18 protein-coding genes are annotated in these 16,205 nt (G+C 67.0%); 9 read left to right on the plus strand and 9 right to left on the minus strand.

The window, feature by feature from the left end; genetic code table 11:
* The first annotated feature begins 277 nt into the window (after positions 1–277).
* Genes KF783_RS03975 through KF783_RS03985 form a run of 3 tightly spaced genes read left to right on the plus strand, consistent with a single transcriptional unit; the run spans position 278 to position 2,561 of the window.
* Positions 278–1,063, plus strand: a complete 786-nt coding sequence (locus KF783_RS03975) for an exodeoxyribonuclease III (RefSeq protein ID WP_294076773.1) — start codon at positions 278–280, stop codon at positions 1,061–1,063.
* Positions 1,060–2,127: a GTP cyclohydrolase II gene (ribA, locus tag KF783_RS03980; RefSeq protein ID WP_294076775.1), complete on the plus strand. Its 1,068-nt coding sequence runs from the start codon at positions 1,060–1,062 to the stop codon at positions 2,125–2,127. The genes KF783_RS03975 and ribA overlap by 4 nt, the downstream gene beginning before the upstream one ends.
* A complete protein-coding gene (locus KF783_RS03985; protein WP_294076777.1) occupies positions 2,127–2,561 on the plus strand; it encodes a hypothetical protein in 435 nt (144 codons plus the stop codon). Before ribA ends, KF783_RS03985 begins: the two co-directional genes overlap by 1 nt.
* Before the next feature lie 3 nt (positions 2,562–2,564).
* Here the strand turns inward: KF783_RS03985 and KF783_RS03990 are convergent, their stop codons facing one another.
* Complete coding sequence (locus tag KF783_RS03990) at positions 2,565–3,239, minus strand: HAD family phosphatase (RefSeq protein WP_294076779.1); 675 nt, start codon at positions 3,237–3,239, stop codon at positions 2,565–2,567.
* Positions 3,236–3,904: a YggS family pyridoxal phosphate-dependent enzyme gene (locus tag KF783_RS03995; RefSeq protein WP_294076780.1), complete on the minus strand. Its 669-nt coding sequence runs from the start codon at positions 3,902–3,904 to the stop codon at positions 3,236–3,238. The genes KF783_RS03990 and KF783_RS03995 overlap by 4 nt, the downstream gene beginning before the upstream one ends.
* Positions 3,905–3,926: 22 nt before the next feature.
* Here KF783_RS03995 and KF783_RS04000 point away from each other — a divergent pair, with 22 nt between their 5' ends.
* Positions 3,927–4,478 carry a thiamine phosphate synthase gene (locus KF783_RS04000; RefSeq protein ID WP_294076782.1) on the plus strand — a complete coding sequence of 184 codons (552 nt, stop codon included), beginning with the start codon at positions 3,927–3,929 and terminating at the stop codon, positions 4,476–4,478.
* On the opposite strand, the gene KF783_RS04005 is transcribed toward KF783_RS04000, so the two are convergent.
* On the minus strand, positions 4,475–5,170 hold the full coding sequence (locus tag KF783_RS04005; protein ID WP_294076784.1) for a hypothetical protein: 696 nt from the start codon (positions 5,168–5,170) through the stop codon (positions 4,475–4,477). The genes KF783_RS04000 and KF783_RS04005 overlap by 4 nt on opposite strands.
* A gap of 203 nt (positions 5,171–5,373) precedes the next feature.
* On the opposite strand from KF783_RS04005, the gene KF783_RS04010 reads away from it, so the two are divergent.
* The 4 genes from KF783_RS04010 (at position 5,374) to holA (ending at position 9,951) form a co-directional block, all read left to right on the plus strand.
* Positions 5,374–5,808: a DUF3576 domain-containing protein gene (locus tag KF783_RS04010; RefSeq protein ID WP_294076785.1), complete on the plus strand. Its 435-nt coding sequence runs from the start codon at positions 5,374–5,376 to the stop codon at positions 5,806–5,808.
* A 104-nt stretch (positions 5,809–5,912) separates the two neighbouring features.
* On the plus strand, positions 5,913–8,432 hold the full coding sequence (gene leuS / locus KF783_RS04015; protein ID WP_294076967.1) for a leucine--tRNA ligase: 2,520 nt from the start codon (positions 5,913–5,915) through the stop codon (positions 8,430–8,432).
* Positions 8,429–8,935: an LPS assembly lipoprotein LptE gene (gene lptE / locus KF783_RS04020; RefSeq protein WP_294076787.1), complete on the plus strand. Its 507-nt coding sequence runs from the start codon at positions 8,429–8,431 to the stop codon at positions 8,933–8,935. Before leuS ends, lptE begins: the two co-directional genes overlap by 4 nt.
* On the plus strand, positions 8,932–9,951 hold the full coding sequence (gene holA, locus KF783_RS04025; RefSeq protein WP_294076789.1) for a DNA polymerase III subunit delta: 1,020 nt from the start codon (positions 8,932–8,934) through the stop codon (positions 9,949–9,951). Before lptE ends, holA begins: the two co-directional genes overlap by 4 nt.
* Before the next feature lie 13 nt (positions 9,952–9,964).
* On the opposite strand, the gene KF783_RS04030 is transcribed toward holA, so the two are convergent.
* The 6 genes from KF783_RS04030 to KF783_RS04055 are packed head-to-tail and all read right to left on the minus strand — an operon-like array spanning position 9,965 to position 15,688.
* Positions 9,965–10,894: a ParB/RepB/Spo0J family partition protein gene (locus KF783_RS04030; protein ID WP_294076792.1), complete on the minus strand. Its 930-nt coding sequence runs from the start codon at positions 10,892–10,894 to the stop codon at positions 9,965–9,967.
* Positions 10,891–11,670 (minus strand): ParA family protein, encoded by a 780-nt coding sequence (locus KF783_RS04035; RefSeq protein WP_294076793.1) that lies wholly within the window; start codon positions 11,668–11,670, stop codon positions 10,891–10,893. Before KF783_RS04035 ends, KF783_RS04030 begins: the two co-directional genes overlap by 4 nt.
* Positions 11,667–12,275 carry a 16S rRNA (guanine(527)-N(7))-methyltransferase RsmG gene (rsmG, locus tag KF783_RS04040; protein WP_294076794.1) on the minus strand — a complete coding sequence of 203 codons (609 nt, stop codon included), beginning with the start codon at positions 12,273–12,275 and terminating at the stop codon, positions 11,667–11,669. Before rsmG ends, KF783_RS04035 begins: the two co-directional genes overlap by 4 nt.
* The gene (mnmG, locus tag KF783_RS04045) at positions 12,272–14,110 is read right to left on the minus strand and encodes a tRNA uridine-5-carboxymethylaminomethyl(34) synthesis enzyme MnmG (protein WP_294076796.1); all 1,839 of its coding nucleotides are present in this window, start codon (positions 14,108–14,110) and stop codon (positions 12,272–12,274) included. Before mnmG ends, rsmG begins: the two co-directional genes overlap by 4 nt.
* 58 nt (positions 14,111–14,168) lie before the next feature.
* Positions 14,169–15,455 carry a tRNA uridine-5-carboxymethylaminomethyl(34) synthesis GTPase MnmE gene (mnmE, locus tag KF783_RS04050; RefSeq protein ID WP_294076798.1) on the minus strand — a complete coding sequence of 429 codons (1,287 nt, stop codon included), beginning with the start codon at positions 15,453–15,455 and terminating at the stop codon, positions 14,169–14,171.
* A complete protein-coding gene (locus KF783_RS04055) occupies positions 15,452–15,688 on the minus strand; it encodes a DUF6489 family protein (protein WP_294076800.1) in 237 nt (78 codons plus the stop codon). Before KF783_RS04055 ends, mnmE begins: the two co-directional genes overlap by 4 nt.
* 48 nt (positions 15,689–15,736) lie before the next feature.
* Here KF783_RS04055 and KF783_RS04060 point away from each other — a divergent pair, with 48 nt between their 5' ends.
* On the plus strand, positions 15,737–16,201 hold the full coding sequence (locus KF783_RS04060) for a methylated-DNA--[protein]-cysteine S-methyltransferase (protein ID WP_294076801.1): 465 nt from the start codon (positions 15,737–15,739) through the stop codon (positions 16,199–16,201).
* Positions 16,202–16,205 lie beyond the last annotated feature (4 nt).

Below are 16,205 nucleotides of genomic sequence, written 5' to 3' on the forward strand. Positions count from 1 at the left end.
GGCGTTCATGTTCGCGACAGCTTTCCGGGCGTAACACCGGACCTGCGGATGGGGCGTTCGGGATTTTTCCCCCTGTTGCCCGAATGTGTGTCTCATCCTGCCTGCGTGACGAACGCCAGGTCGGCCCTCGCTCCATGCCCCCGGAGCGGGGGCCTTTCCTTTTTCCGAAGCGGTCGCATCGGCCCGGTCGGCGATTGGCCCGGGACAGGCAGACGAGACGCATCCGGCCGGGAGTGGGCTGGTGCCGGTCGCACAAGGTGATTAGACGGACGGCGACATGAAAATCGCATCGTGGAACATCAATTCCGTCCGCTTCCGCATGGACATCGTCCAGCAGTTCCTGCGCGAGGAAGCGCCCGACATCCTCTGCCTTCAGGAAACCAAGGTCATCGACGGCGATTTTCCGCACGGCCCTCTGCGCGCGCTGGGCTATAAGCACATCGTCGTTCATGGCCAGCGGATGCACCATGGCGTCGCGATCATCAGCCGGGTGCCACTGATCGAGGACGACCGGCTCGACTGGCAGGCGAATGGCGAGGCGCGGCATGTCGGCGTGCGGTTGCCCGGCGGGGTACGGCTCGAAAATGTCTATGTTCCGGCCGGCGGCGACATTCCCGACCGCGACGCCAATCCGAAATTCGGCCAGAAGCTCGATTTTCTGGAGCGGATGACCCGGTGGTCGGAGGGGCTGGCGGACACGCCGGCGATCCTGACCGGCGATTTCAATGTCGCGCCGCTGGAATGTGACGTGTGGAGCCACAAGCAGCTGCTGGGCGTCGTCAGCCACACGCCGATCGAGGTCGAGGCGCTGGACCGGTTGCAGCGGGCGAACGACTGGGTGGACCTGGGGCGCCAGTTCATTCCGGCGCCCGCACGCTGCTTCACCTGGTGGAGCTATCGCGCGAAGGACTGGGCGGCATCGGATCGCGGACGGCGGCTGGACCATATGTGGGCGAGCCGCGATGTCGCGGCGCGGGCCAGCGCGCATCGCGTGTGCGAGCCGTGCCGCGGCTGGCTAAAGCCGTCGGACCATGTGCCGATCGTGACCGAGTTCGATTTTTGAGCGAAGCCGGGCCACAAGCCGCCGCGCGGGCGATCGATGCGCTGCGACGCGGCTGGCCGGTAACGATTCGCGGGGCCGGCGGGGCGCTCTCGCTGCTCGCGGTGGAGACCGCCGATGCGGCGCGCCTGACCGCATTCGATCCCGAGGGGGGGGCGGGCGTGCTGTTGTCCGCCGGCCGGGCCGCGACGCTGAAGCTCGCCAACCAGCGCGAGGCGGCGGTGCCGGACGCGCCGGTGCTGGTCGAACGCGCGCCCTGGCTCGATTTCGACGCGGCTACGGCGCTCGCCGACCCGCAATTCGACCTCGCGACCCCGTTCAAGGGGCCGTTCCGCGCGCTTCCGGTCGCCCAGCCCGATGCGGCCGCCGCCGCGCTGCGGCTGGCACGGGTTGCCGGGCTGCTGCCCGCATTTTTCGCGCGCGCGGGAGAGGCGGAGACCGACGCGCTAACGCCCGCCGACCTCGACGCCCATGAGGATCCGGTGCGGCTGCGCATCGTCACGCGGGCGCGGCTGCCCGTCGCGGGTGCGGAAAATGCCGAGATCGTCGCGTTCCGGACCCCCGAATCGCCCGACGAACACGTGGCCCTGGTGATCGGCCAGCCGACCGGCGCCCCGCCACTGGTGCGGCTGCACAGCGAATGCCTGACCGGGGATGTACTCGGCAGCCTGAAATGCGATTGCGGGCCGCAGCTCCACGCCGCGATCCATGCCATCGCCGAATCGGGCTGGGGCATCCTCCTCTATCTGCGGCAGGAGGGGCGCGGGATCGGCCTGATCAACAAGCTGCGCGCCTATGCCTTGCAGGATCAGGGATTCGACACGGTCGATGCCAATACCCGACTGGGTTTTGCCGTCGATGCGCGCGATTTCGGTGTCGCCGGGCGGATGCTGGCGCTGCTGGGTCAGGGCCGGGTGCGCCTGCTGACCAACAATCCGGCAAAGGTTTCGGGGCTTGAGGCGGCGGGGATCGCGGTGTCCGAACGGGTGCCGCATCATCTGCCCGCCAACCCGCACAATGCGCGTTATCTGGCGACGAAGCGCGACCGGACGGGCCACCAGCTCTGATGCGCTATTATCTGGACGTCGAATTCAACGGCTTTGGCGGCCCGCTGATCGCCCTCGCGCTCGCGCCGGAGGATGGGGGCGTGCCGTTCTATGCCGCGGTGCCGTGTGACGATCCGATTCCGTGGGTCGCCGCGCATGTGATTCCGGTGATCGGGATCGCACCGGTCCCGATGCCCGTGCTGGGGGCCATGCTCGCCGCCTATCTGCGCGACGATCCGCATCCGGTGCTCGTCGCCGACTGGCCCGAGGACATCGCCCATGCGGCGAGCGCGCTGATCGCCGGGCCGGGGCGCCGTCACCCGATCGACCGGATCACCTTTGACCTGTGCGATCCGGTCGGGTTCGACGCGGCGCGGGAAAGCGCGATCCCGCACAATGCGCTGGAGGACGCGATCGCGCTGCGCACCCACATGCTGGCGCATCCGTGCCGGTAAGGCTCAGGCGATCAGCCGCGCGACCTCGTTAAAATCATGGGCGATGGCATCGACGCCGATGGCGCGCAGCCGTTCGTCATGGCCGACGCCGCAATGCGCGCCGGCACAGAGTCCGATCACGGTCGCGCCGGATGCGACGGCGCCGGTCGCGCCGACCGGCGAATCCTCCAGGATCGCGCAGCGGGCAATATCGACGCCGAGCGCCCGCGCGGCATGGAGATAGATGTCGGGCGCCGGCTTGCCCCGCGCGACATGCTCGCGCCCGCTGAAAATCTTGTCCGCGAACGCGTCGCGAATGCCCAGATGGTTCAGATGGGCGTCGATCCAATCGGTGCCGCTCGATGAGGCGATCGCGCGCGGCAGATCGGCGGGCAACGCGCGCACGAAGGCGACCGCGCCGGCAACCGCCGCGACCCCCTGCGCCAGTACGCGGGCGTTTTCTGCCTCACGCGCCGGGTGGAAATCGGCGGGAAGGTCGCGCCCGATCCATGTTTCGATCGCGTCGATGAATTCGCGCCCGGCCAGACCCATGAAATTGGCCATCGATTGTTCCGGCGTGGTCGGATGGCCGATCGCGGTCAGATAGTCGGCAACGTGGCGATTGCCCTCATATTCGCTTTCGAGCAGCACGCCGTCGAAATCGAAGATCAGCGCGTCGAATCGTACGGCCAGGCTCATGCACGCGCTCCGAACAGGGCCGTGCCGACCCGGACATGGGTGGCGCCGAGCGTCACGGCGGTCTCGAAATCGTCCGACATGCCGATGCTGAGTCCCGGCAGGCCCGAATCGCGGGCCAGCTTCGCCAGAAGCGCGAAATAGGGCGCGGGTTCAAGGCCGGCGGGCGGGACAGCCATCAGTCCGATAACGGGCAGGTCCGCCGCGCGAACCGCCGCGAGCAGATCGGGCAGCGCATTGACCGCGCATCCGCCCTTTTGCGGCTCGTCGCCGATATTGACCTGAATGAAGCAGTCGGGCCTGCGCCCGCTTTCCGCCATCGCGCGGGCAAGCGCGGTGACGAGCGACGGGCGATCGACCGCATGGATGACGTCGAACGTCTCGACCGCCTCACGCGCCTTGTTCGATTGCAGCTGCCCGACGAGGTGGAGGACCAGATCGGGCGTTTCGGCGCGCAGATCGGGCCATTTCGCCATCGCCTCCTGAACGCGATTCTCGCCAAACACGCGCTGGCCGGCGGCGATCAGGGGACGGATCGCGTCGGCGTCATGCGTCTTTGAGACGGCGACGAGCGTCACCTCGGACGGTTCGCGATCGGCAAGCCGCGCGGCGCGGGCGATACGGTCGCGAATCGAGGCGAGGCGCGTGGCGGCAGTGTCGGACGGCATGCGCGCGGCTATAGGAGGAGCGATGCGTGCTCGCCAGTCCCCTCGCCCGCCACGACAGCTTCCCCGTCAGTGGCTGTTCACCGACCCGCGGTTGACGGTCGATCCGCGGGTGATCGCGCGGCGGCTGCCGATCGGGACCGGCATCGTGATGCGGCACTATGACTGGCCGATCGACGTGCGGCGGCAATTGTTCAGGGACCTTCGCGCAATCGCACGGCAGCGGCGACTGGTGCTCGTGGTGGCGGGTAAGGAGCGGCTTGGCCCCGGCGCGGCGGGGCGGCACGGTCGCCATCGCGGAGCGCTGACCGCCCCGGTTCATTCGCGGCGCGAGGCCATGACGGCGATACGGGCCGGGGCGAAGCTCGTCTTTGCCTCACCCGTCCATGCCACGCGATCGCATCCCGGCGCGCGACCGCTGGGCAGGCTGGGGCTGGCGCTGCTGATCCGCGACCTGCCGATACCGGTCGTCGCGCTGGGCGGGATGGACGCGCGGCGCTGGCGCGCGCTGCGCCCGCTCGACGTTCATGGCTGGGCGGGGATCGATGCCTGGCGCAGCCGGGCGCGGCGCGTTTAGAAGCGGATCGCGGTCCCGACATAGACCGCCTGGCTGTCGCGGCGGTTGTCGGTCAGCTCGTTCAGGCGATTGCGTTCGGTTTTGTACCGCACGCCCGCCGTCACATCGAGATTGCGGGTGATCGAATAGGCGCCGCCGACATCGATCGAATAGCTGGGATCGGCGGCGATCAGGCGCGGCGTGCTCTCCAGCGGACGATCCGCCTCTGCCTTGATCCGGCCCGAGGCGCGCTTGCCGGTATAGGTAACGCCCAGTTCGGTCGATTCGCGGCTGCCCGGCTGTCCCGCCAGGTCGAGCTTGGACAGGTCGCCGGAAATCGCGAAGCGCTTCCACCCGACCGACACGCCCAGATTGTACGAAATCGGCTGAAGCGTGACCGACGCCGGCGCGGCGGCACCGCGATCCGCCACGGCGGCAGCCGGGCGATCGTTGCGCGCGCGCACCGCGACCGTGACGCTGCGGCTGGTCGCGCGCGCCGAATCGGCCGGGGTGAAGCGGAAGCCGCTGCCCGATAGCCCGGCACGCGCCAACGCGGCGGCGAGCTTGGGATCCGCCGCCGCGGGCGTAAACGCACCGATACCGGAGGTTGCGGGCGCGCGCTTTTGCGTCACTGCCCGCTGTTGTTGTGGCGCCGTCTGGGCGAACAACGCAGGCGCAACGACAAGACCGGTCGCGCCGAGCGCGCCGATCATGGTGCCTGTGATGTATCGCCGAAAGCGCATGCCATCCCCAATCCTGTCGATCCGACTACCACGATTCGGCCGTGATGTTCCACCACGCGAATCCATTTTCGTGGCAGGTGTTGCACATCGCCCACAGCGGCAATGCTTGCAGGTGGCGCGCCAGCATCTATAGATGCAGCCCTCGACCCTGAATTTCCCATAGGAAGATGCCGATGAACCGCCTGTTGCGCACCGCGATCCTGGGCAGTGTTGCCCTTAGCCTCGCCGCCTGCGGCGGGGGCAAGGATCGGCCGCGCGCGGATCTTGCCGCGTCGAAGGTCACCACGATCGGCGTCAACGCCTATCTGTGGCGCGCCGCGCTCGAGACGATTTCGTTCATGCCGATCGTGCAGACCGATTCGAACGGCGGCGTCATCGTCACCGACTGGTATGTGAACCCCAATCTCGCCAGCGAGCGGATGAAGGTGACCGTGACGATCCTGGACCAGGATCTGCGCGCCGACGCACTGCGCGTCGCCGCCGTCCGCCAGGTCAATCGCGGCGGCCAGTGGGTCGATGCGCCGGTGGAGGCCGCCACGGTTCAGAAGCTTGAGGATATCATCCTGACCCGCGCCCGCGACCTGCGTCGCGCGGCGATCGCGGATTGAGCCTTTTTTGATATCTGCGGTGCCGGTCCGCTCCGCCTTCCGGTCACCGACAGGATAAGCTTGCCGGACGCGCGGGGGCGGACCGGCACCGAGACCAGAGGAAGATCATGTCGCGGTTCAACGCGCTGAAGGCGGATGCCGCGTGGCAGAAGCAGTGGGAGGAACGGCGTAGCTTCGTCGCCGACGACAGCGCGCCGCGCCCCAAAAGCTATGTGCTTGAGATGTTCCCCTACCCGTCCGGGCGCATCCATATGGGGCATGTCCGCAACTATACGATGGGCGACGTCCTGACCCGCTATCGCCGGATGAAGGGCATGGAAGTGCTCCATCCGATGGGGTGGGACGCGTTCGGCATGCCGGCCGAGAATGCGGCGATGGAAAAGAAGGTCCATCCCGGCGACTGGACCCGCGCGAATATCGCGACGATGCGCGCCCAGCTGAAGCGGCTGGGGCTGGCGATCGACTGGTCGCGCGAGTTGGCGACGTGCGAGCCGGACTATTACGGCCACGAACAGGCGCTGTTCCTGGACCTGCTGGCCGCCGGACTGGTCTATCGCAAGGAATCGTCGGTCAACTGGGACCCGGTCGATATGACCGTGCTGGCCAATGAACAGGTAATCGACGGACGCGGATGGCGATCGGGCGCGCTGGTCGAGAAGAAAAAGCTTAACCAGTGGTTCCTGAAGATCACCGATTTCGCCGACGAACTGCTCGACGGGCTCGACGATCTGGACAAATGGCCGGACAAGGTGCGGCTGATGCAGGAAAACTGGATCGGGCGGTCACAGGGGCTTCAGTTTCGGTTCGCGCTGGCGCCGAACGCTGCCGACGCCGAAACCGTCGAGGTGTTCACGACGCGGCCCGACACGATCTTTGGATCCAGTTTCGTGGCGATCGCGGCGGATCATCCGATCGCGCGAAAGATCGCGGAGACGGACCCTCAGGCGGCGGCGTTCATCGCCGCATGCAAACAGGGCGGCACCACTGCCGCCGAACTGGAAACGCAGGAGAAAATGGGGTTCGACACCGGAATCCGGGCGATCCATCCCTTTGATTCCGCATTGAAACTTCCCGTTCATATCGCGAATTTCGTGCTGATGGATTACGGCACGGGGGCGGTGTTCGGCGTCCCCGCGCACGACCAGCGCGATTTCGAATTCGCGCGCAAATATGGATTGCCGATCCGGCGCGTCGTTTCCGACGGCGACCGGACCTCGCCCGATTTCGGCGAATCGGAGGCCTATTCGGGTCCGGGTACGCTGGTGAATTCGCACTTTCTGGACGGCATGGACGTGGCCGATGCCAAGCGCGAGGTGATTCGCCGCGCCGAAGAGGGCGGGTGGGGCAAGGGGACCACCGTGTGGCGCCTGCGCGACTGGGGCGTCAGCCGCCAGCGTTACTGGGGTACGCCAATCCCGATCATCCATTGCGACGGGTGCGGCGTAGTGCCGGTGCCAAAGGACCAGTTGCCGGTCGTCCTGCCCGATGATGTTTCGTTCGACATTCCGGGCAATCCCCTCGACCGCCATCCGACCTGGCGCCACGTCGATTGCCCAACCTGTGGCAGGCCCGCGCGACGCGAGACCGACACGCTCGACACCTTCGTCGATTCGTCCTGGTATTTCATCCGCTTCGCCAGCCAGCCGGGCGACAGGCCGTTCGACCGCACGGTCGCCGAACAATGGCTGCCGGTGAACCAGTATATCGGCGGGATCGAACATGCGATCCTGCACCTGCTCTACGCCCGGTTCTGGACGCGCGCGCTGCGGCATATCGGCATGATCGACATCGCCGAACCGTTTGCGGGGCTGTTCACCCAGGGCATGGTGACCCACGAAACGTACAAGTCCGCCGATGGCCGATGGCTTTCGCCGGAGGAGATCGATCGCCGCAACGACATTCTGGTCGAGACCGCCACCGGTGCGCCGGTGACGACCGGTCGCATCGAGAAGATGTCGAAGTCGAAAAAGAATACCGTCGATCCCGAACCGATCGTCGATCAATATGGCGCCGATGCGGTGCGATGGTTCGTCCTGTCCGACTCGCCGCCCGAGCGCGACCTGGAATGGACCGAGAACGGCATTGAGGGCGCGTGGCGCTTCGTCCAGCGGCTGTGGCGCCTGTTCGACGGATTGGACAGCTGGGAGGGCGAGGACAAGCCGCTCGATCGCAAGCTTCACCAGACGATCGCCGGGGTCGCCGCCGATATCGAATCGCTGCAATTCAACAAGGCGGTCGCCAAGCTGTACGAACTGGTCAATGCGATCGAGCGCGCCCGGCCGAGCGCATCGCGCGCGACGGCGATCCGCACCATCATCCTGCTCGCCGCCCCGATGACCCCGCATCTGGCGGAGGAAGCATGGGCGGCGATGGGGAATGACGGCCTGATCGCCGACGCGCCATGGCCTCTGGTCGATCCTGCGCTGTTGGTGGAGGATGAGGTGACGATCGCGCTTCAGGTGAACGGCAAGCTGCGCGACACCGTCACCGCAGCCAAGGGCGCGGCGAAGGACGATCTGGAAGCGATGGCCTTGGCAAACGCCAATGTGCAGCGCATTCTGGAAGGCGCCACTCCCCGCAAGGTGATCGTCGTGCCGGACCGTCTGGTAAATATCGTCGCATGAAGCGTGCCGCTGCCCTGCTCGCGCTCGCCGCCTTGCTCCCGGGCCTTTCGGCCTGCGGATTGCGCCCGCTTTACGGCGGCGGCGCTGCCGGACCGGTGCAGACGATGCTGTCCGGCGTCGAGGTGGCGCCGATCCAGGGCGAAGCCGGCTGGCTGGTCGTCAACGCGGTGCGCGATCGGATTGCCGCGACGCGGGCCGGTACGCCGGCCTATCGCCTCGATATCAAGATCGACGACCAGATCGTCGGGCTGGGCGTGCGGCGCGACGATGTCGTGACCCGCGAACGGCGGACATTGCGCGCGCGGTATCAGCTGGTCGATCTCGCGACCGGCCAGGTGGTGCTCGACGCCACTGCCGGATCGGACGCCGGCATCGACGTCGCCCGGTCCGAATATGCCACGATCGCCGCCGAAAAGAGCGCGCTGGAGCGGCTGTCGGGGATCATCGCGGATCAGATCGTCGCCCGGCTGGCGCGTTACGCCCGCGCCAAACAGGGCCAGTGAAGGCCAGCGAAGCGCAGATCCGCGCCCGGTTGGACAAGCCGGGGCCGGATATCCGCCTGTTCCTGCTGCATGGGCCGGACGAGGCAGGGGCCAACGAACTGGCGGCGCGACTCACCCGCGCGATGGGCGAGGCGGAGCGGATCGATATCGACGGATCGAGCCTGAAGGGCGATGCCGGCCGGCTGGCGGAGGAGGCCGCCTCGCTGTCGCTGTTCGGCGGTGCGCGCTATATTCGGGTCACGGGGATCGATGATGACGGCGTGGAAGCGGTGCGGCTGCTGCTCGATGCGGAGGTCGCGGGTAATCCGGTCGTGGCAGTGGGCGGGACGCTGAAGGCGAGCGGACGGCTGCTGAAGCTGGTCCTGGCCGCGCCGGGCGCGATGGCGCACGCCTGCTACATCCCCGATGCGCGCAACGCGGCACAGCTGGCCGTGGGAATCGCGCGGGAAAACGGCCTGCGCCTGATCGGCGGCACCGCCGAGCGGCTGGCGGCATTGTCGGGCGGGGACCGCGCCGTGCTCGCGCGCGAGATCGAGAAGCTGTCGCTCTATCTCGATGCCGCGCCGGATCGCCCGCGCGAGGCGGGGATGGACGCGCTGGACGCGATCGGTGCCGATCTGGGCGAAGCGGAGATGTATGGCGCGATCGAGGCGGTCGTGGAGGGCCGCGTGGCCGAGATCGGTGTCGAACTCGCGCGGCTGGATCAGGCCGGGGTGTCCGCCATCCCGCTGCTGCGTCAACTGGTCCGCCGACTGATGGCGCTGGCGGAAATGCGTGGAGAAATAGATCGCGGCCTTTCCGCCGACGAGGTGGTGAAGAAGCACCGGGTGTTCTTCAAGGAAGAGCAGAGCACGAAATTGGCGCTGCGCCGGTGGAACAGCGCGATGCTGGCGCGCGGCATCGTCATCGCGCGCGAAGCGGAACGAGCGATGACGCGGGGCGGCGGGAATGCCGGCGTGGTACTGGCCGATGCGGCATTGACGACCCTTGCCCGCGGCGCGGCCAGGACGCGCTAACCGAATGTTTTGATTAGATATTTTCGCCCGTCAGCCGCTGGCAGATCATATCGAGCTGATCGAGCGTCGAATAGGATAGCGTCAGTGCTCCACCCTTTTCACCGAAGCTGATCCGCACGTTGAGGCCGAGCACGTCGCCCAATTGTCGTTCCAGCGCGGCGATATCGGCATTGCCGCTGCCGGTCAGCCTGGCGCCGCCCTTCCCCGCTGCCCTCGGCTTCGCATCGCGTGCCAGCTTTTCGGTATCGCGAACCGAAAGATCACGCTCGACGACGATCCGCGCCAGTTTTTCGGGGTCGGGCGATCCGATCAGCGCCCGGGCATGCCCCATGCTGAGCGTCCCTTCGACCACGCGATGTCGAACCGTGTCGGGAAGATCGAGCAGGCGCAGCAAATTGGCGATATGGCTGCGCGACTTGTGGACGATCTTCGCCAGCGCCTCCTGGGTATGGCCGAATTCGCCGATCAGCTTGGCATAGGCTTCGGCCTCCTCGATCGCGTTGAGGTCTTCGCGCTGGATATTCTCGACGATCGCGATTTCGAGTGTCTCGGCCTCGTCCAGATCGCGAACGATGACCGGGACTTCGTGCAGCCGCGCTCGCTGTGCCGCACGCCAGCGGCGTTCGCCGGCGACGATCTGGTAATCCTTGCCGTGCGGGCGCACCACGATCGGCTGAATCAGACCCCGCATCGCGATCGACTTGGCGAGTTCCTCCAGCGCATCCTCGTCGAAATGGCGGCGGGGCTGTTCGGGATGCGGCGCGAGCGAACTGACCGGCAGCATGCGCACGCCGCTCGACGGTTCGGCACCGGGGCGGACCGGCTCCTCACGTTCGACATCGCCGAGAAGCGCGCTCAGTCCCCGACCAAGGCCGGGACGCGGTTTGCGCGGGGCAGGCGTGACCGTGGGCGTGGGTCTCGGCGCGGGAGCTTCGTCGGTCATGCGGCCTTCTTCAGCTTGGGTAGGCGGTCGATCACTTCGCGGGCGAGCGCGATATAGGCCTCAGACCCGGCACAGCGATAATCATAGATCAGCGCCGGCACCCCATGGCTGGGCGCTTCGGACAGGCGGACGTTGCGGGGAATCACCGTATCGAACACCACCTTTCCCAGCACCGCGCGCACATCATCGGCGACCTGATCGGTGAGGCGATTACGGCGATCGTACATGGTAAGCACGACGCCAAGGATGGAAAGGCCGGGATTGAATCGCCCCCGGATTCGCTCGACCGTGTTGAGCAACTGGCTCAGCCCCTCAAGCGCAAAGAATTCGCATTGCAGCGGCACGAGCAGCGCGTCCGCCGCGACCATTGAATTGATCGTCAAAAGCCCGAGCGACGGAGGGCAATCCATCAACACCACGTCCCAACGCCGCTCGCTCCGCCCAATCGCGGTGGCGAGGCGATGCGTCCGCGCTTCGAACTCGATCAGCTCGATCTCCGCGCCTGACAGATCGACGGTCGCCGGTACGATATCCAGGCCTGGCACGCGGGTGCGGACCGCGACCTCCTCCAGATTGGTTTCCCCGATGAGCAGATCATAGGTCGATCGCTCCCGTTCAGCGCGGCCGATGCCAAGGCCCGTCGAGCAATTTCCCTGCGGATCGAGATCAAGAAGAAGAACGCGTTGGCCGGTGGCGGCAAGCGCGGTGCCGACATTGATCGCCGTCGTCGTCTTTCCGACGCCGCCCTTTTGATTGGCGATGGCAATGCAGATCATCTGGGTCTGATCCCTGTGGCCACGACGATGTGCGAGTCCGGAGCAGTGATGCTCGGTTCCACGTGGAACGAACCTTGCCATGTGCGGCGCGCTTCTGCCACCTCCGATTGCGCGCTTCGCCCTTTTGGCAGCACCCAGATTGTGGATGAATCGGCGCGGTGGGCGCAAATCCGGAACATCATATCGAGCGAGGCGACCGCGCGCGCCGTGATCGTTCGCGCGACACCGCTCGTGCGCTCCACCTTCGCGGTCTTGACCTGCACATTCCCCAGCCCCAGTTCGGAGGCCACTCGCTCGAGGAACGCGGTTCGCAGCCGACGCGGTTCGACCAGCTCGATCGGCGCGTCGCTGAGCAGTGCCAGCACAAGGCCGGGGAGTCCGGCGCCGCTCCCGACATCAAGCCACCGCCCGTCCGGCGAACCCTTGGCCAATAGCTGTGCCGAATCGACGATGTGTCGCGACCAGATATGATCCAGGGTCGATGGCGCGACGAGATTCTGTCTAGCCGCCTCTTCCCTGAGCATCGTCACAAAGGCGTCGAGCCGTGTTTCACGTGAAACACCATAGGCATCGCGTATCCAGAGGCGCGCTTCCGCCTCGGTCACGCCGCGCGCCTGCGGATGTGCAGCATGATCGCGGTGATTGCTGCCGGCGTAATCCCCCGCACCCGCGACGCATCGCCAATGGTGGGCGGACAGGCAGCAGAAAGCCGCTCGACCATCTCGTTCGAAAGGCCGGGAATCTTCGCGAAATCGAGCGCGGGCGGCAACGCCAGACCACCTGCCCGCTCAACCCCCTCCTGCTCCGCCGCCTGCCGCGCGAGATAGGGCGTGTAGCGGGCATCCTCCACCAGCTCCGCAAGCAGCGAGGGATCATATCCCGAAATATCGATACCCAGATACAGCGGCGAGACCCCTGGAAATCGCAGCCATTCGAACGCACTCCGCTTCGCCCCGTCCTGCGCAACCGCCGCACCGTTGCGCGCCAGCTCATGGGCGGTGCGATCGACGCCGAACAGCGCATCGAGCGCCGCGCGGCGCGATTGGCGCTCCGCAATATGGCTGGCCCGCTCGGTCCCGAGGCATCCGGCCGTTTCACCGGCTACGCGCAAACGGCGCTCGGCATTGTCGGCGCGCAGATGGAGGCGGTGCTCCGCACGCGCGGTCAGCATGCGATAGGGTTCGGTCACGCCCTGAATGGTCAGGTCATCGACCATCACCCCGATATAGCTCTCGCTCCGCGAGAACAGCGTCTGCGGCCGGTCGAGCGCACGCGCAGCCGCGTTGATGCCGGCAACCACGCCCTGCGCCGCCGCCTCCTCATAGCCGGTGGTGCCATTGATCTGGCCCGCGCAGAACAGGCCCGGAATATCGCGGGTCTCCAGCGCGAAGGAGAGCGTGCGCGGATCGACATGGTCATATTCGACAGCATAGCCAGGCGTCTCGATCACCGCCTGCTCCAGCCCCGCGATCGAGCGGATCATCGCGGCCTGAACATCGGTGGGCAGCGATGTCGAAAGGCCGTTGGGATAGACGAGATGGGTGTCCAGCCCCTCCGGCTCCAGGAAAACCTGATGCCCGTCGCGGTCGCCAAAACGGAAGATCTTGTCCTCAATGGACGGGCAATAGCGCGGACCGCCAGCCTCGATCGCGCCGCTGAACAGCGGAGACCGATCGAGGCCGCCCCGAATGATCTCGTGTGTCTCAACGCCCGTCCGGGTAATCGCGCAGGCGACCTGCGGGAGCCGCCGGCACGTGGTCATCGGTGACATCCGCCACTGTTCGGTGTCCGAGGGCTGAACCTCGAGCGCACCCCAATCGATCGTGCGACCGTCGAGGCGTGGCGGGGTCCCGGTCTTGAGGCGCGTCACCGGCAGCCCCAGATCGCGCAACTGGAGCCCCAGCGCGGTCGCGGCGCGCTCCCCGACCCGGCCGCCCGCTTCGCGTTCCTCGCCTCTGAAAATCCGTCCACCCAGAAAGGTGCCGCTGGCGAGAACCACTGCCGGCGCCGTCAGCACCTCTCCACCCTCAAGCGTGACGCCACTCACGCGCCCTCCAGCCAGGAGCAGGCCAACCGCCTCACCCGTCACCACGTCGAGGTCAGGCTGCATGCCGATACAGGTCTGGATCGCGGCGGCGTATCGCTTGCGATCCGCCTGTACGCGCGGCCCCTGAACCGCAGGCCCCTTAGACCGGTTGAGCAGCCGATAGTGGATCGCCGCTGCATCCGCCGCCCGCGCGATCAGCCCGTCAAGCGCATCGACTTCGCGGACGAGATGCCCCTTCCCCAGCCCCCCGATCGCCGGATTGCAGGACATCGCACCGATCATTGCGGGGTCGAAGGTCACCAGCGCCGCGCGCGCGCCACAGCGCGCCGCAGCCGCAGCCGCCTCGGTGCCGGCATGGCCTCCGCCAATAACGATGACATCCCATGTCCGCATGGCACGGGGAATAGCCGCGACCCCAGCGGTGGTCAAAGCACGTGTTTCACGTGAAACACTATTTGCCGATGCAGAAACGAGCGAACAGCGCATCGAGCATGGCTTCGGTATCAGCCCTGCCCGTAATGCGATCGAACGCGCGTAACGCGGTGCGCAGCTGTTCCGCCACCAGCAGCAGGTCAGGCTCCAGAGCCACTGAGCCGAGCGCGTGTCCCGCCTGGGACGCAAGATCGCGCTGGCGGCGGTTCAGCGCGAGCGCGTCCGCACCGGGAACCAACTCCGCAGCGATCTCTCCGACATGTCGCCACAGCGCCGCGACCCCCGCGCCCGTCCGGCCCGAAACTGCCAGCCGATCGCCCTGCACGGGTACGGACAGGTCGGACTTGGCGGCGATCTCGATCACCGCTCCAGCCAGTCCCGACGGTGAACGCGCCTCATCCAGCCAGAGCACGATATCCGCCATCTCCAGCGCCTCTCGTGCGCGATCGATGCCGATCCGCTCGACCTGATCGACGGGAAGGTCATGAAGGCCCGCAGTATCGGTCAGCACATAGGCCAGACCCTCGCGGGTAACGGGAACCTCGATCCGGTCGCGCGTCGTTCCCGCGATATCCGAAACGATCGCCGCCTCCCGCCCGCTCATCGCATTCAGCAGCGTCGATTTGCCCGCATTCGGCGGCCCGGCCAGAACCACGCGAACCCCGTCATGCAGCCGCTCGACCGGCGGCTGGTTGACGACCGCGTCGATTTCATCGGCGAGCGATGCAGCGCGCGCGCGAACGTCACTCAGGATCGCCGCCTCCTGCGCGAGATCCTCTTCATCCGAATGATCGAGTATCGCCTCCACCATGGCCGACAGCGTCAGCGCCCGGGCCTGCCACTCCTCGATCCGGCGCCGCACACCCCCCTCGGCCGTGCGCATCGCCGCGCGACGTTGCCCCTCCGTCTCCGCCGCGAGCAAATCGGCAAGCCCCTCGGCCTCGGTCAGGTCGATCCGTCCCGCCTCGAGCGCGCGTCGCGTAAACTCGCCCGGCTCCGCCCGACGCAGGCCGGGCATTGCCGCCAGCGCCACCTCCACCGCACGAACCACTGCGCGACCCCCATGGAGATGCAGTTCGGCAAGGTCTTCGCCGGTCGCCGTCTCCGGCCCCGGAAATACCAGGACGATCGCGCGATCGAGTTCCCCGCCCGCGTCCCGCAACCGGCGGAGCGAAGCACGTCGCGGCGACGGGACCGCGCCGGCAAGCCGTTCGACAGCCGGAAACGCCCCAGCCCCGGAGATGCGAATCACCGCGATCGCGGCGGGGGGCGCGCCACTCGACAGCGCGAAGATCGTATCGCTCACTCGCCGCCGCGCTTGCCCATATCGAACATGCCGCGCCAGAAATTCATTCCGGCCTCGCCCATCGGCATCCACCCCTTCATCATCGTCTCGATCATCTCGGGATTGACCATGCCCTTGTCCATCGAATCGAGCAGCATCTGGACGTAGCGCTCATGGACCGGGGTGAAATCGGGCAAACCCATCGCTCGGCGAGCTTCCTCGGGGGTGCAATCGACTTCGACATTGATCTTCATCGGCGTTCTCCGCTTGAGGCGGACGATTGCCCTGCCTACGCTATCGCCATGTATGCGCGCGACCATGCCCTGATCGCAACGCCCATCGGCGCGATCCGCGTCGAAGGACATGACGGGCATCTGACCCGCATCGCGCTGGGTGGCGACGGCCCGCCGGCTTCCGGCACCGATCCGGCCGTTCGGGCGGCGGTCGATCAGCTTCGGGCCTATTTTGCCGGCGATCTCAAGCGCTTCGACCTCCGCCTTGCACCAGCGGCCAGCGCACGCGGCGGCATGTTGCGCGATGGCCTGATCGCCGTCGGCTATGGCGAAACGCTCAGCTATGGCGAACTCGCCCGACGTACCGGGTCCGGGCCGCGCGCGATCGGACAACTATGCGCACGCAACCCCTATCCGCTTGTCGTCCCCTGTCACCGCGTTGTCGCGGCCGGCGGCGCCCTGGGATCCTATTCGGCGGGCGATGGCCCAGCCACCAAACAATGGCTGCTCGACCACGAGCGGCGGTTTCGTTGAAGGA

The organism is Sphingomonas sp. (genome assembly GCF_019635455.1).
GTDB lineage: Bacteria > Pseudomonadota > Alphaproteobacteria > Sphingomonadales > Sphingomonadaceae > Sphingomonas.